Source organism: Maribacter aquimarinus, assembly GCF_047345505.1.
Taxonomy (GTDB): Bacteria; Bacteroidota; Bacteroidia; order Flavobacteriales; family Flavobacteriaceae; genus Maribacter.
Map to the genome: position 1 here is coordinate 15,247 of NZ_JBLFEO010000041.1, position 13,597 is coordinate 28,843.

The 13,597-nt window shown below is 52.0% G+C and carries 9 protein-coding genes and 1 pseudogene; 6 read left to right on the forward strand and 4 right to left on the reverse strand.

The genetic code is table 11. The features are described from left to right. Nucleotides 1-3: 3 nt before the first annotated feature. On the reverse strand, nucleotides 4-2,991 hold the full coding sequence (locus ACKWCC_RS18480) for a SusC/RagA family TonB-linked outer membrane protein (protein WP_413997457.1): 2,988 nt from the start codon (nucleotides 2,989-2,991) through the stop codon (nucleotides 4-6). Between the two features lie 204 nt (nucleotides 2,992-3,195). Between ACKWCC_RS18480 and ACKWCC_RS18485 the strand changes: the two genes are divergently transcribed. From ACKWCC_RS18485 to ACKWCC_RS18500, 4 genes are all read left to right on the forward strand, one after another. After that, nucleotides 3,196-3,795, forward strand: coding sequence for a ribonuclease HII (locus tag ACKWCC_RS18485; protein ID WP_413997458.1), 600 nt, complete (start codon nucleotides 3,196-3,198; stop codon nucleotides 3,793-3,795). Between the two features lie 29 nt (nucleotides 3,796-3,824). Then, complete coding sequence (locus ACKWCC_RS18490) at nucleotides 3,825-6,284, forward strand: hypothetical protein (RefSeq protein WP_413997459.1); 2,460 nt, start codon at nucleotides 3,825-3,827, stop codon at nucleotides 6,282-6,284. Nucleotides 6,285-6,665: 381 nt separating this feature from the next. Then, complete coding sequence (locus ACKWCC_RS18495; RefSeq protein WP_413997460.1) at nucleotides 6,666-8,003, forward strand: OmpA family protein; 1,338 nt, start codon at nucleotides 6,666-6,668, stop codon at nucleotides 8,001-8,003. A 323-nt stretch (nucleotides 8,004-8,326) separates the two neighbouring features. Beyond that, nucleotides 8,327-9,025 (forward strand): TapB family protein, encoded by a 699-nt coding sequence (locus ACKWCC_RS18500; protein WP_413997461.1) that lies wholly within the window; start codon nucleotides 8,327-8,329, stop codon nucleotides 9,023-9,025. A gap of 168 nt (nucleotides 9,026-9,193) precedes the next feature. Here ACKWCC_RS18500 and lipB read toward each other — a convergent pair whose 3' ends face one another. Beyond that, nucleotides 9,194-9,892: a lipoyl(octanoyl) transferase LipB gene (lipB, locus tag ACKWCC_RS18505; RefSeq protein WP_413997462.1), complete on the reverse strand. Its 699-nt coding sequence runs from the start codon at nucleotides 9,890-9,892 to the stop codon at nucleotides 9,194-9,196. Nucleotides 9,893-10,373: 481 nt separating this feature from the next. Continuing rightward, a complete protein-coding gene (locus ACKWCC_RS18510) occupies nucleotides 10,374-10,529 on the reverse strand; it encodes a YqaE/Pmp3 family membrane protein (RefSeq protein WP_413997463.1) in 156 nt (51 codons plus the stop codon). A 99-nt stretch (nucleotides 10,530-10,628) separates the two neighbouring features. On the opposite strand from ACKWCC_RS18510, the gene ACKWCC_RS18515 reads away from it, so the two are divergent. Further along, complete coding sequence (locus ACKWCC_RS18515; protein ID WP_413997464.1) at nucleotides 10,629-11,333, forward strand: SGNH/GDSL hydrolase family protein; 705 nt, start codon at nucleotides 10,629-10,631, stop codon at nucleotides 11,331-11,333. 39 nt (nucleotides 11,334-11,372) lie between these two features. Continuing rightward, nucleotides 11,373-13,064: a lysine--tRNA ligase gene (gene lysS, locus ACKWCC_RS18520; RefSeq protein WP_413997465.1), complete on the forward strand. Its 1,692-nt coding sequence runs from the start codon at nucleotides 11,373-11,375 to the stop codon at nucleotides 13,062-13,064. A 419-nt stretch (nucleotides 13,065-13,483) separates the two neighbouring features. Here the strand turns inward: lysS and ACKWCC_RS19390 are convergent. After that, nucleotides 13,484-13,597, reverse strand: a pseudogene (locus ACKWCC_RS19390) (IS30 family transposase); the annotation flags it as partial.

Genomic DNA, 13,597 nt, shown 5'->3' on the forward strand with positions numbered 1-13,597 from the left:
CATTTAGAAAGTTATACGGGCGCCCAATAAATAGGTTTTGGCTTGTGGTGCCGTAAAGAAGGTTTCCCCTTGTATCAAAGGGTTTGTGCTGTCGGTGACCTCGGGGTCAAAACCTTCCACATCCCTAAGTTCCTTGGACTTGATCACAAACACGTTGTTGGCGGTTCCATAGAATCGGAGTCCCTTGATGAAACTGTTGCCCAAGAAACGGCTGGGCACATTGTAGCCCAAGGTTACGTTGCGCAACCTTAAAAAGGAACCATCCTTCATCTGGAGGGTGCTCGCCTGGCGGAACGCGTTGTTTGTGGAACTGCCCAGAGCGGGTGCGTAAGATTGATCGCCGGGCTGCTCCCAATAGTCCAGGATTCGAACACTCTGGTTAAAGGAGCCGGCCAGGGAGGGGGCGTCAGTGAACCTGAGCCCATCCAGATAGATATCATTGCCCACACTGTAGGTCATGAACGCCCTCAGGTCCCAACTTTTAAAGCGGAAGGTATTGGTCATACCACCAAAGAAATCCGGGTTGGCATCTCCCGCCACAACTCTATCCGTGTCAAAATTGGGCGTTGTGGTCACATCACCGTCCTTGGTCAGCCACTCCGCATCACCGGTCTGTGGATTGATGCCATTGTAGCGTACAAGGTAGAAGGTGTTGGGGGAGAAGCCCTCAATGGCCCGTTGGTTGGCCGAACCGGCCACGAACCTTCCCTCTTCCGATTCTGCCGCACCGGGAAGTTCCTCAACCGTTGGATCGACCATGGATATGTTGAAATCCGTGGTCCAGGAAAAGTTGTTGGAGACAATGTTCTGTGTCTTCAAGGTGAACTCCCACCCCCTGTTGTTGAGGCGACCCGCATTTTGCTGGATGCTGCCAAAACCGGAGAGCCAGGTCACGGGAACGTTCAACAACAGATTGCTCACGTCCCTCTGGAAATAGTTGACGCTAAGGTTGATCCTGTTCTTGAAGAGGGATGTACTCATGCCCAAGTCCAAGGTGGTACTTTCCTCCCAACCAATATTGGGGTTGGAAGCCTGCTGTGGGCGAAGGCCCGGCACATTGTTGTAGGCACTGTTAAGGAAGAGCCCCAGCGACGGGAAGTTTCCAATCCTATCGTTACCGGAGGTACCGTAACTGGCGGTTAGCTTCAAATTGTCCAACCAGCTCACATCGTTCAGGAAGTTCTCCTCAGTCAGGACCCAACCACCGGCAACGGACCAAAAATCACCATAACGGCGATTGGCCCCAAATCTAGAAGAACCGTCCCTTCTGAAGGAACCTTCAAGGATGTACTTGCTCTGATAGTCATAGGAGACCCTTCCGAACAGACCGAAGAGCGACCATTGCGTCCTGTTCTGTTCCGTAGTGGTGGCCTCACCACCGGAGGACACGTTTCTCAGGTCATCGCTCAAAAAGTTCTGGGATGCCGCTTGTATGGTGTTGTCCAGGGACGTTTCATAAGAAAGACCGGCAACGGCGCTCACGGTGTGATCTCCAAAGGAATCGTTGAAGTTCAGTGTCTGGTTGGTGAGCCATTTGTTGTCACTGGTGAGTAAAACAAAGGCATTTCCGCCGGGGGAACCGTCCGGTCTGGGATCAAAGAGCTGTACGCCCCTACCGAACTCTTCGCCGACCACCCTATCGATGCCCACTTCCGATCGGAAGAAAAGGTTATCGGTCAAGTCAATGTTGGCAAAGGCGTTGGCAATGATCCTGGTATTGTCCACCTGGCGCGTCTCCAAACGCTCAATGCCAATGGTGTTTTGGACAAAACCGGTGTTTCTAAGGTTGCCAGCGTCGTCAAAGGGCGTTTGCCACGGCAAGATGAGGTAAGCGGAGGTCAATGGGGCAAAAGTGTTGTTCTCCACGCCCACCCTGTCGTTTCGGGTATTGGTGATACCAATGTTCATCCCCACCTTTAACCAGTCCGTTGCCTGGTGGTCCAGGTTCAAACGTCCGCTAAAACGTGTAAGGTTGTTGCCAATGATAAAGCCCTGCTCATCCCGGTAGCCGGCGCTCATAAAGAACGATGTCTTTTTACTGCCACCACGTATGGACACGTTGGCGTTTTCGGAAATACCTGTTCTGGTGACACCGTCCACCCAGTTGAAGCTGCCCTGAGGCAAGTCTCCCACTGTTGGGGCCACGCCCCTTTCCACAAGGTACTGGCGGGCCTGGTCCGCGGACTGCATTGGGATGAAGTCCGTTCCCTGGGTAAAGGAAGTGAACATGTTCACGTTCACCTCGGTCATTCCCTCACGTCCTTTCTTGGTGGTGATCAAAATAACCCCGTTGGCACCACGGGAACCATAAATGGCGGAGGCCGCGGCATCCTTTAGCACCGAAAAGGTCTCAATGTCCTCCGGAGCAATGTCCTGCAAGGGGTTCAGACCAACGTTGCCCCCGTTGTTGAAGGTGTTGTCGTTGTCGTTCAAGGGCACCCCGTCCACTACGAAGAGTGGCTGTGCACCTGCGGTCAGGGAGCCCACGCCCCGAATCCTGATCACGTTCGCGGACCCCAAAACACCGGAGCTCTGCACCATCTGCACCCCAGAAGCCTGTCCCTGAAGGAGCTCCTGTGCCGTGACCGCCGGGATGTCGCGGATGTCGTCGTTGCCGATCTGGGCAACGTTCTGCACCATCTTTTGGTTCTGGACCTCGCCATAACCTACTACCACCACCTCTTCCAAGGCCTCGGCATCCTCCTCCATCTGCAGGTCCATTACGTTGGAAGCGCCCACGGTGAGGGTCACCGCTTTTTGGCCGAGATAGGTGTAGCGCAATTGCTGCCCCTGTGCGGCACGGATCACGTAATTGCCGTCAAAATCTGTCTGTGTCCCGCTCGTTGTGCCCACGACCACAATGGACACCCCCGGCAAGGGCAGTCCAGATTGGTCGGTGACCGTACCGGAAACCGTCTTTTCCTGTGCATAGGAAAACGAAATGAACAACGCCAGCAAAGGCGTTAACATCCAAGTTAACTTCTGTTTCATAAATTTGGTTTTTGAATTAGCTTAATTACAAAAGTCTTAAAAACCGTTAACTAATCCAAGACCCAAATGACCCTCAACCCTTAAAATGTTAAAATTATTGGCGTTATTACCAAATCTTCACTAAAAACAATTTCTTGTTAATTTTTTATCTATTTGTTAACACAATAAGATGTTAAAAAAATGAACTGGCCATAGCTTTACCTTATGATTTTGCAAAAATTCTTACAAACTGCTTTAGAAGCGGGAACGGATGAAGCCGGCAGGGGCTGTTTGGCCGGCCCGGTCACCGCAGCGGCCGTGATCCTCCCCGCCGGCTTTGCCCATAGCACCTTGACCGACTCCAAGAAACTGAACCCCGTCCAGCGCAACGGGCTGCGCACCGTCATTGAATCTTCCTGCCCGCACTTTGGGATTGCCCACGTGGCGCCCGGAGAAATTGATGACCTTAATATTTTGAATGCTTCCTTCCTGGCCATGCACCGTGCCCTGGACCAAATAAATTGCGACATTCCGCATATCATTGTGGATGGAAACCGTTTCGCGCCCTACGGCAACATTTCGCACACCTGCATTGTTAAGGGAGATGCCAAATTCATGAGCATTGCCGCGGCCTCCGTGCTGGCCAAGACCCACCGCGATGCCCTCATGGAAAAACTGCACGACGAGTACCCCATGTACAACTGGAAACGCAACAAAGGCTACCCCACCAAAGAGCACCGAGCCGCCATTGCCAAGTATGGCCTTAGCCCCTATCACCGCAAATCCTTTAAACTCCTCCCCGATCAATACCGCCTTGCGCTCTAAAAGTCCTAAATTTGTCCAAAATGAATGCCATGCGGTTCTTTCTTAAGTGCCTTTTGGGCCTGTTTCTATTTCTCAATTGCACGCCAGGGCAGGACACTGAGCAAGACCTGTACCAATTGGTGCCGCCAGAGGCCATCCTAGTGCTGCACTACAACGACTTTGAAGCCCTTTCGGCAGAGCTGGAGGACAACGAACTGATCGCGTCCCTAAAAAAAATGAAAGGGGCACAAAAACTTGGAAAAAAGGTGGCGCCCTTGGACGGTGTGGCCCCGCTCTCCAAGGGCTTGCTCTGGTTCTCGGCGCCCGAGGCCAACGCTTTTGAATATGCCCTGATCTCGGCAGACTCCCTCTTGCCCCGTCCGGTGGACAGCCTGGCCCGTTCCACCGTCCGGACCCTTGAGGAAAATGGCCTGGCCTACAGCAGTATGGTACTGGATTCCGTGCCCATCTTCACCGCCACCATCCGGGGGCGCCCGGTGCTTAGCTCCTCCTTGGCCCTTTTGCACCAAATGGCAGCGACAGATGGCCAACACCAGAAAAACACGGGCCTGTTGCGATCCAGCGCCATTATGGACACCACCAAATTGGGCCACCTTTGGATCGATCTGGAACGGGCCGATCTGCTGGCGGCACAATGGTTGGGACCAGGGCCCAACAAAGGTCTGTCCCAATTTTCCAGCTGGCTTTCCCTGGACATCGCCACCACCAACGGTGCCCTCCTACTGCACGGCATCAGTGTGGCCAAGGACTCCAGCAACACCTATCTGAATTTGTTCCGGAACAACAAAAACCGCTTGGAGCTGCCCAAATATGTTCCGGAGGCATCTCATTTTCTAAAGAGCTACGGCATCCAAGACTTCAGGGGTTTTGCCCAGAACAGAAAAGGGACCGCCCAGACGGTGGCCGGTGATTCCATTTACAACACCACCGAAGAAGTGGCCCTGGCCCAAACGGACCGTGGAACCCTTTTTTTCCTAAAGACTTTTGGGGCGCTCAACATCATAGAACATCTAAAAACACGCCAAACCGGAAGCATGACGTTCCAGGGGATGGAGATCATGGCGTTTGATTCCCTTCCCGACCTTACCCGGAGTTTTCTGCCCTTGACCGAGGGGTTACGGCTGCGCTTTGCCCACGTCATGGAAAACACCATTGCCTTTTCCGATACGGCCGCAGCGCTGGAAGAAACCATATTGGCCCGCAACAGGGAGACCACCTTTGATCGCAGCGGCAGCTTTAACAGCGCCCAGGAAACCCTTACGCCCCAGGCCACCATCACCACCATTGCCACCGGCAAAGGCCTTGCGGCACAGCTAACGGATTCCGGTGCGCCAGCCCTGGCCGCCGAGCTGGAACAATTGGGAATGGAAAAGCAGCTGTTTGGAGCACAGTTCATCGCCGAAGACGGGTACTTCCACGCCCAGTACTTCATACGGCAGCACAGGACCGTAACGGACCATAGAAAAGTGCAGACTGCCTTTAGGGTGCAATTGGATGCCGAGATGGCCAGACCACCGCAATTTGTGACCAATCACCGCAACGGAAGAAAAGAAATTGTGGTGCAGGACACGGAGAACACCCTCTACCTCATCTCCAGCACCGGTAAGATCAGATGGAAGAAAAAACTGGACGGGCCCGTTCAGGGAAAAATCCACCAAGTGGACCTCTACAGGAACAATAAACTGCAACTTGCCTTTACCACCCTGGACCAGTTTTTGGTGCTGGACCGCAACGGAAAGGAAGTGGCGCCCTTTACCCTGCGCTACGAAGGGGGCAACCTGAACCCCCTGGCGGTGTTCGACTATGAGGGCAACAAAGACTACCGCTTTGTGGTAACCCAGGGCAAGAACGTTCGCATGTACAACAACAAGGCCCAAATAGTGAAGGGGTTTGAATTTACCACGGCCCCAGAAGACGTAAAGGGGGCTCCGCAACATTTCAGGGTGGGCAAAAGGGACTACCTTCTCTTTCAATTGGGCACGGACCAACTGAAAATACTGAGCCGCAGGGGCAGGGAACGGGCAAGCATCAAGGAAAGGATCCCTTTTTCCGAAAATGCCGCCAAACTGCACAAGAACAAATTTGTCCTTACCGGGCAAAACGGGAGGCTCTATGAAATAAGCAGGGACGGGCAGGTAAAGACAACCGCCATGAACCTCACCAAGGAACACGGTATGGACGCCACCTCCAAGACCTTGGCCATTATGAACGACAATGAACTGCGCATACGGACCAACAAGGTAGGGCTGGACCTTGGCGTTTATACCCGCCCAAGCATTTTTTACCTGAATGACAAGATCTATGTTTCGGTCACCGACCTTCAGGGGCAGCAAGTGTATTTGTTCGACAGCCAGGCCAAACCCTTGGCCGACTTCCCCGTTTTTGGCGCATCTTCCGTGGATATGGCCGATATGGATGGGGACAAGCGCCCCGAACTGGTGGTGGGCGATGGCGAAGACAACCTAACGGTGTACAACATTGACCCCTGACCCCACCGTTCCCGGTACATGTCTGTTCTGACTGGATGAAACCGATGGTTTCCTTGATGATATGGGGCCGATGTCCCCGGACGGCACACCAGGCCCAAGGGGTGATCCTTTTCTTCGGGCGGCACCTTCCGAATATACAATTTTGATGGCCATTGGTACATTCCTGCACGGCATATATAAAATTGTGCCTTTCCCTAAAGGGATGCTTTCTAATTTTGAGGTGGACGAAAGGTTAAACCCAGATGAGGCAACATGCCTTGGACAGCAGATTCATCTTTCGGAATGGCGAGCCGTTTTGGCTTGCCCCAACGGTTGCCTGATGGACGTGGATGTTGTTCATCTTGGCCGTTGGCCTTTACCAGCGTAAAAAAAATAATGACCATGAACACTGCACGCACTCCCCTGATCACCTTTTTGTTCACCCTGTTCCTTCTTGGCGCCACTGGCACGGCCAACGCCCAATTCTTGAAAAAACTGGGCAAAGCCGCGGAACGGGCCGCCAAAAGAACCGTGGAGAACAGAGTGGAAAGGGAAACTTCCAAAAAAACGGACGCCGCCTTGGACAGTATTTTGGAACCGGGTTCCAAAAAAAAGGGGAAGGCGCCCCAAGAGCCACAACCCGAGGCCCTGCCCCGAGACAACAACCCTAATGGCAGCGCCCCGGTGCCAGGGGACCAAAGCGCCCCACCGCCCACTTCCAACGAAAACAACAACAATTTAAAGGTGTACAGCAAATTCGATTTTGTGGCCGGGGACAAGCTGCTGTTCTTTGATGATTTTGAAAACGATTTCCTGGGCGATTTTCCCAGTAAATGGAACACGGACGGAGGCGGCGAGGTAGTGCAGGTCACCGGATCGGACCAAAAATGGTTGCAACTTAAAATGGCCTCTTACTACATCCCGGATGTGCCCGATCTGCCGGAGGAATACACCATTGAGTTCGATGTACTGCCCCTGGGCCTGGACAAACAGACCTCATCTTCGGCCAAATTGCACGTGATCTTGGACGACAGCGATGCCTTTGGATACGGAAAGAACAGTGTGTACGCCTATCTGCCCTTTGTACAGTACATTGCATCCGGCATCCGTATTTGGGGCCAAGCGAACGGAAAAAGGATTTTGGACAATACCATAACGGCAGATGTGCGGGAAGAAATGCGCAACGCCCCCCATATCTCCATTGCCGTGAACAAAGAACGTTTCCGACTGTGGATCAATGAGACAAAGTATTTGGATGTGCCCCGAATTGTGACCCCGAACATAATAAACACCCTTAAGTTTGAGGCCAAGGGTTTCAAGGATGGGGAGGAACAGCTGCTGTTGTCCAACATTAAGGTCAAGGCCGGCGGGGTGGACCTGCGCAGAAAACTGATGTCCGAGGGAAAAGTATCCACCAACGGCATATTGTTCAACAGTGGGTCTGCCAAGCTGCAACCGGCTTCCATGGGCATTATAAGGCAAGTGTCGCAAGTGTTGCTCGAAGATGCCTCCCTAAACCTGAAAATAGTGGGGCACACGGACTCCGATGGACCGGAAGAGGCCAACCTGGCCCTTAGCCAAGAGCGGGCGGCCGCTGTGAAAAGCGCCCTGACCTCCGTGTATGGCATTGATGCCTCCCGCCTTACCACGGGCGGAAAAGGTGAGCGCGAACCCGTGGCACCAAACGATAGTCCAAACGGAAAAGCCCAAAACAGGCGGGTGGAGTTCATTAAGCAATGACACATTGGAGAAGGCAAGGCGTTTGCCGGGCTACACTACAAAAACGCAATGAAATCAAATCAACACAAAAAAAATATAGAGGTCAGTAGATAAATACTTATCCATCAAACAAGGTAATTATTTGATTATAATACGGTTAATAATTTTTACTATTGTCAGTTCGAGCGCTCCCGAAATTTCGGGAGAGAACCATTTGCCGGCCAAGGAAGACTTCGACTGCCTGCCTCGACCACAATTCGGGCGGGCGCTCAGCCTGACATTTAGGCTATCAACTCGATTTAAAATAGGTAACTATCTACTGACCTCTAAAAAAATATACTCCCATGAAATTCAAAATACTATTTTCCGGCCTATTCTGCTTGGCAGCCACCGCAACCTTTGCCCAAAACCAGTGCAGCCGGTTTTACCCCATGGAAGAAGGCACCACTTTTGAATATACGATGTACGACAAAAAAGGAAAAACCGAGGGCATTACAAATTATGCCGTGACCGATGTGGCCAACAACGCAGATGGCACCACGGCCACCATGGACATTTCCTTTACCGACAAAAAAGGGGAAATGGTGTACGAGACCAATTATTCCTTCACCTGCCAAGGCAATATGGTCACGGTGGACTATGAGTCCCTGATGCCGGCCCAAATGTTGGAACAGTACGCCGAAATGGACGTGGAGATGGACATTAGCGGTACCGACCTGGAACTCCCGAACGACCTGGCCGTGGGGCAGGAACTGGAAGATGCCAATGTGAGCATTTCCATTGGGATGGGGGGCATGAACATGAAAAGCACCGTGGACACCACCAACAGAAAGGTGGAAAAACAGGAATCGGTGACCACCCCGGCCGGCACCTTCAATTGTTTTGTGATCTACAGCGACAATGAATCCAAGGCGATGATGGTAAAACAGAACTTTCCGTCGCGGGTTTGGCTGGCCGAGGGCGTGGGCATGGTGAAACAGGAAACCTACAACAAAAAGGGAAACCTAATGAGCAGCATGGAATTGACCAAATTCTCCAAATAAGGATAGGGCGGCCACAGATCTGCCCGTGTGCCACTGTTGTCCCAGAAGGACAAGGCCAGGCAGTGCCCTGAACCCTTTAGGTGGCCCCCAGCGGGCGCCGCCGCAGTGCCGCATAAACGGCAGTTTCATCAGATATGGCCCGGCGCCCCATCTGGTAAAGGGCTTTATTTAGATGAATTCCGCCTCAAACAAGACTTCAAAATGGTGCCGGAGCTTTTGCTTCACCCCGTCCATATCCACCTTGGTTTTTCCCAGTTCCAAATGTAAGGACGTTACGGCCTTGTCCTTTATGCCGCAGGGCACCATCAGATCAAAATAGCCCAGGTCTGCATTTACGTTCAAGGCAAAACCGTGCATGGTGACCCAGCGGGAGGCGCGGACGCCCATGGCACAGATCTTCCGGGCAAAGGGCGTGCCCACATCCAACCAAACCCCGGTTTCCCCTTGGGATCGTTCGGCTTTGAGCCCGTATTCTGCCAGAGTAAGCATCACCATTTCCTCCAATAGCCTCAAGTACTGGTGTATGTCCGTAAAGAAATTGTCGAGGTCCAGAATGGGATAGCCCACAATTTGGCCGGGGCCGTGGTAGGTAATGTCACCTCCCCTATTTATTTTATAGAAGCTGGCTTCCTTTTCGGCCAGTTGTTTTTCATCCACAAGAAGGTTTGATATGTCCCCACTTTTACCCAAGGTAAAGACGTGGGGGTGCTCCACAAAAAGAAAATGATTGGGGGTTTCAACCGCGGTCCCTTGCCGTCGGTTGCGAATCTTGGCATCCACAGTTTCCTTAAAAAGCAACTCTTGGTAGTCCCAGGTTTCTTTGTAATCCTTTAATCCCAGGTCTTGGAAGTGCACCCTCTTGTTCATGCCGCAAAGATACGAAGCGCAGCCTAGTTCTCTAATTCCACCTCAATACTAATGGCTTCTGGGGTTTTCATCATTTCCAGTAAATAGCCCCTGTACATCACGGGGTAAACAATTCAAAGTACCCACCATTTCCATAAGTGCACCGGCATCAAAACCAATGGCCCGTTTACCCGAGCCACCTTCGTTCAAGTAGATTTCTTCCATGACATGACAGGACGCCATACCAGCACCGGCAAGGACACCGGCGCAATTCCCAATACCTTAATCAAAACTTCCAGTGTTAAGTCAAAGCTGAATTGGCGTATTGGGCTCCCGAAGGTGCGGGGGTGGATTTTGTGGCAGATTTAGGCACGACATAGCAAATGCTACGGGCGAGATGCTGCGAAGGCAAGGCATAGCCGTAGCTACGGAATTGTTTTTTAACAACAATATGCCGCAAAAGAAGCATTGGTTCATGCGACGAATTCGGCTTAACACAACACTAGTTGGGATTGTTCAATATGACCAGGGCCGCTATGACCCCGGGCACCCAACCACAAAGGGTAAGCAGGAACACAATTAAAATAGATCCACATCCCTTGCCGATCACGGACAGTGGCGGGAACAATATGGCCAACAGCACTCTAAAAAAACTCATTGAAGGTGTACTTTTTGATGATTGATGTACCCCATTGGTCTAAAAAATGCCCCAATGTTACAAATTACGTAGCTTTAGGGCGGTGTAAAACAAACAAAAATGCGCTATCTCTTTCTTTTTGTGCTGATGCTTGCCTGTAACGGCAACAAGACCAGTGAAAACCTGGGCCAAAATGGCGACCGTGCGGAAGGCCCCACCAAAATATGGAACTATCTGGCCCTGGGCGACAGTTATACGGTGGGCGAGAGCGTACCGCCCGGCCAAAGTTTCCCCAAGCAGTTGGAGAATGCCCTGGAGCCCGCCCTGAACGCGGACATTACCACCAACATCATCGCCGTGACCGGGTGGCGCACGGACAATCTTTTACGGGCACTGGCCGAAGAAACCCCTGGGGATGACCACGATCTGGTGACCCTCCTCATTGGCGTGAACAACCAATACCAGAACGCCCCCTTTGAGGTCTATGAAAGGGAGTTTCCAGAACTGTTGCAAAAATCGCTTGGCTATGCCGGCAACGACAAAGACCGTGTGTTTGTCATCTCCATCCCAGACTGGGGCCAGACCCCTTTTGCCGAAGGCAGGGACCGGGAGGCCATTGCCACGGAACTGGACGCCTACAATGCCTTCGCCAAAAAAACGACCGAGGCATTGGGCATGGTCTTTATAGACATCACGGACATAACCCGGCAAGGACTGGAGCAGCCAGAGCTGGTGGCGCAGGACGGCCTACATCCCTCGGCCGTGGCCTATGAACGTTTTGTGGCCCGCATGCTCCCCATTATCAAGGAACAATTGAAAGATTGAGGCATTCTTGCCTATCTTTGCGGCCTTAAAATGACACAGATGCAACTTACCGAACAAGAGCTTGTACGCAGAGAGAAACTCACCCGCCTGCGCGATATGGGCATAGACCCCTACCCCGCCGCGGAATATCCCGTTAATGCCACCTCGGAAAGCATAAAACAGCAGTATAAGGAAGGTAAGGCCGTGGTGGTGGCCGGCCGGCTCATGTCCCGCCGGATCCAGGGAAAGGCGTCCTTCGCAGAACTACAGGACAGCACGGGCCGCATACAGGTCTATTTTAACCGCGATGAAATCTGCACGGGCGAGGACAAATCCCTTTACAATGAAGTCTATAAAAAATTGTTGGACATTGGCGACATCATTGGCGTGGAGGGCGAGCTCTTTACCACCCAAGTGGGGGAAAAGACCATTATGGTAAAAAACTTTACCCTGCTCACCAAAACGCTGAGGCCCTTGCCCTTGCCCAAAAAGGACGCGGAAGGCCGTATTTATGACGAGTTCAACGACCCGGAACTGAGGTACCGCCAACGTTATGTGGACCTCGTGGTGAACCCCCAGGTCAAGGACACCTTTGTAAAGCGCACCAAGATCACCAACAGCATCCGGGAATTCTACAATGCCATGGGCTATTTGGAGGTAGAGACCCCCATACTGCAGCCCATTCCGGGAGGCGCGGCGGCCAGGCCCTTTTTAACGCACCACAATGCCCTGAACATTCCCCTGTACTTGCGCATTGCCAACGAGCTATACCTAAAGCGGTTGATCGTGGGCGGTTTTGATGGGGTCTATGAATTTGCCAAGGATTTTAGGAACGAGGGCATGGACCGCACCCACAACCCTGAGTTCACCGTAATGGAACTCTACGTGGCCTATAAGGATTACCATTGGATGATGGACACCACCGAGGCCCTCTTGGAAAAAGTGGCCATTGACGCCACCGGAAGCTCCAAGGTAACCGTGGGCGACAACGAAATCGAATTTAAGGCGCCCTACCCCAGGGTGCCCATCTTGGAGGCGATCAAGGAGCATACCGGTGTGGACGTGGCCGGAATGAAAGAGACCGAACTGCGCGAAACCGCCAAAAAAATGGGCTTGGAGGTAGATGACACCATGGGCGTGGGAAAATTGATCGATGAGATCTTTGGTGAAAAATGCGAGCACTTTTACATACAGCCCACCTTTATCACGGATTACCCCAAGGAAATGAGTCCGCTGACCAAGGAGCATAGGGACAACCCCGCCCTGACGGAACGTTTTGAGCTGTTGGTGAACGGCAAGGAACTGGCCAACTCCTATTCCGAGCTCAATGACCCCATAGAACAGCGCGAGCGTTTTGAAGAACAATTGCGCTTGTCCGAAAAAGGGGACGACGAGGCCATGTTCATAGACCAGGACTTTATCAGGGCGTTGGAGTACGGCATGCCCCCCACCAGTGGCATTGGCATTGGCATTGATCGTTTGGTCATGCTCATGACCAATAATGCCTCCATACAGGAAGTGCTGTTCTTCCCCCAAATGCGGCCGGAGAAAAAGGCCGTGGCCTTGAGCGACGAGGCGAAGGCCATTTTCAACACCTTAAAAAAAGAGGGGCAAATGCCCTTGCAAGCCCTAAAGGACGCCGCGGGGCTTTCCAACAAAAAATGGGACAAGGCCATCAAGGAGCTCACCCAAAACAGCATGGCCCAGGTGACCAAAACGGATGAGGGGTTATTTGTGAAAATTGAGTCCTGACCCAGACACCGTACTACCTTCCTTTTAAAAAGAAGCCCTGCCCTTCCGGTGGGGCTTACAACTGTTCTTTTTTAAAATTCGACCAAAGAAATTCAATTGTTTTTGGCCTTCAAAAAAACCATTCATCGGCTCATTTTCAATTGGGAAATGGTATTACTTTCTTCCAAGTCCGCCCATCATAAAAACAAGCGTGGGAAAGCAGGATTACAAAGGACCAGTTGCCCAACTTTGAAAGGAGCTGCACCATGGTGCCCTTTCATATGAAGCATTTCCAAAGATTATGCCCTATTGCAGGACCTCATCCTCGTTTTTCACTAAAAAATCGAATGCCTTATTAACCAACTCATTCAATTTCATTTTCTTTTTTTCAGCAATCAATGCCAAATCCCTATGCAGCTCATTTGAGGTCCTCGCTGGATTCAAGTCATAAACGCAACAATGCCCTGATTTTCTATTGCTGCGGCAAAAACCTCGTTGGGCGTTCTGTACCCGAACCTTTTTCTGGGCCTGTTGTTTAAAATGTTCTCCGCCTT

Coding starts and splice junctions, on each gene's coding strand:
- lipB (WP_413997462.1), bottom strand. CDS start 9,892: ATGAACAAGAGGGTGCACTTCCAAGACCTGGGATTAAAGGATTACAAA.
- ACKWCC_RS18495 (WP_413997460.1), top strand. CDS start 6,666: ATGAACACTGCACGCACTCCCCTGATCACCTTTTTGTTCACCCTGTTC.
- ACKWCC_RS18485 (WP_413997458.1), top strand. CDS start 3,196: ATGATTTTGCAAAAATTCTTACAAACTGCTTTAGAAGCGGGAACGGAT.
- ACKWCC_RS18515 (WP_413997464.1), top strand. CDS start 10,629: ATGCGCTATCTCTTTCTTTTTGTGCTGATGCTTGCCTGTAACGGCAAC.
- ACKWCC_RS18490 (WP_413997459.1), top strand. CDS start 3,825: ATGCGGTTCTTTCTTAAGTGCCTTTTGGGCCTGTTTCTATTTCTCAAT.
- ACKWCC_RS18500 (WP_413997461.1), top strand. CDS start 8,327: ATGAAATTCAAAATACTATTTTCCGGCCTATTCTGCTTGGCAGCCACC.
- ACKWCC_RS18510 (WP_413997463.1), bottom strand. CDS start 10,529: ATGAGTTTTTTTAGAGTGCTGTTGGCCATATTGTTCCCGCCACTGTCC.
- lysS (WP_413997465.1), top strand. CDS start 11,373: ATGCAACTTACCGAACAAGAGCTTGTACGCAGAGAGAAACTCACCCGC.
- ACKWCC_RS18480 (WP_413997457.1), bottom strand. CDS start 2,991: ATGAAACAGAAGTTAACTTGGATGTTAACGCCTTTGCTGGCGTTGTTC.